Raw genomic sequence first — 1,995 nt, 5'->3', positions numbered from 1 at the left:
CGGCCCGGCCGGGGTGACCGGTGGGGGAGCGGCCGGTGACGGGTAGCCGGGTGACCAGGTCGGGTAGGCCGTCGGCGGCTGGCCGGGTCCGGCCGACCACGGCGTCGGGCCGGGGGCGGCCGGCCCGGGCGTCCAGACCGTCGGCGGGCCCGCGGCCGTCGCCGGCGGTGCGCCCGCCGCGGCCGGACCGGCCTTGGCCCCCGACGACTTGCGGAACCGGCCGCCCGGCTTGGGGAAATGCAGCCAGGGGAACAGTGATCGGCCGCGGCGCACGAACCAGCTCTGCGCCAGGCCGATCGCCAACAGCAGGGTGATGACGGCGAAGCCGATCGTGTAGACGCTGTCGTGACCGAACGTCCACACGCCGCCCAGCAGCAGGCCGACCACGCCGCCGAACACCCAGGACAGTTGGAGTGCGGTCTCGCTGACCCCGAACGCTGACGCCCGGCTGGCCTCGGGCAGCTCGTGCTGGATGACGGAGTCCAGGCAGACCTTGGCCAGGGCGGATGCGGTCGAGCCGACGAGCCCGACGATCGCGGCCGTGATCAGGCCGGGGATGAGGGCGGCGATCAAGGTGGTCAGCACGACGGCGGCCAGGGAAGCGATGGACACCTGGTCCGGCTTGCTCAGCGGCAGTCGCGCGCCGATCGCGTTTCCGACGAAGCCGCCGAGCCCGGCCGCGACCCCGACCACGCCGAGCAGCAGCAGCTGGGTGAAGGCGCTGGCGTCGGCATACTCGCTCTTGATCACGAACGCGATGAACAGGGCGAGAAAGCCCGTCTCGATCCGGATGCTGCCGTTGGCCCACAGAGTGGTCGTCACGGCCAGCGGGAAGGACTGACGGCGGCGCGCCCCGACCGCGTCGACCGGGACCTCGCCCTCGGTCGATTCCACCCAGGCCGGGATACGCAGGCAGAGCCAGCCACCGACGACGCTCAGGATCGCGGTGAAGACCAGCGCCCCGGTGCTGCCGAACGCCCAGGACAGGCCGGCCGCCAGCGCGCCGGCCACGCCGCCGGCGATCAGCCCGAAGACGGTGAGCCGGGAGTTGGTCTTGACCAGCGTGATGTCCGGCGGGAGGACCCGGGGGGTGACCGCTGCCTTGAGCACGCCGAACGATTTGGACAGCACCAACATGCCCAGGGCGCAGGGGTAGAGGATCCAGGAGTCGAAGTTGACGGCCATCACGACGGCGAGCACGGCGCGGGCGAAGCTGGAGGCCGCGAGCGCGATCCGGCGACCGTGCTGCAGCCGGTCCAGGGCCGGTCCGATCAGCGGGGCGATCACCGCGAACGGCGCGACGGTGATGAGCAGGTAGAGCAGCACCTTGCCGGTGGACTCGGCCTTGGCCGCGGCGAAGAACAGCGTGTTGGCCAGGGCGACGGCCAGCGCCGCGTCGACCGCGTAGTTGCCCATGACCGCATAGGTCAGGGAGGTCAGCCCCGACCGGTCCGCCCCGTCCGCGGTGGCGGCGCGGTGGAAGATGCGCACGCCCCGGGTGGTCAGTTCCCGGCTGCGGAAGGCGGCGACCCGGGTCACCGTGAGCTTCTTGGGCCCGGTCCGGCCGCCGGCCGTGGCGGGACCGCCGGGACCCGACGCCGGCATCGTGGCGTCCGGCCCGGTCGGCCCGGTCGGTCCACTGGCGGGTGGAGGCCCGCCCGACGGCATGGGTGGGGGACCGGCGGTCGGGCCGGTCGCGGCGGCCCGACCGGCGAACGGCTCCTGGTAGGGCGGCAGGTGACTGCCCCGAGGAGCCGGCTGGTAGCTCGGGTCGCCGGCGTGCACGGACCCCGGACCCGCGGGTGGTCCGGCCGCCGGGTCGTCCGGTGACCAGCCCGACCCGGTCGGCCCGGGGGACCACCGGGCGCCGGGCGCAGCCGGGTACGGGGCCGGGTTCGACGCGGCCGGTGGGGTCCGGTTGGGAGCGGACGGCCCTGAGGACGGCGGGGAGGACGGCGGGGCCGGGGGGGCGGCCGCGGGGGGGGGGGCCGCGGC

At 75.0% G+C, this 1,995-nt stretch carries 1 protein-coding gene; it reads right to left on the bottom strand.

The window, feature by feature from the left end; translation table 11 throughout:
• Positions 1 to 1,539: MFS transporter (locus ACOJUF_RS24785; protein ID WP_420124470.1), on the bottom strand; the 1,539-nt coding region annotated here is incomplete at its 3' end.
• Between the last annotated feature and the right edge of the window lie 456 nt (positions 1,540 to 1,995).

The sequence above is a fragment of the Nakamurella sp. genome (assembly GCF_048594475.1).
In the GTDB taxonomy this organism is placed as follows: Bacteria; Actinomycetota; Actinomycetes; order Mycobacteriales; family Nakamurellaceae; genus Nakamurella.
This window is presented reverse-complemented; position numbering and strand designations above follow the sequence as displayed.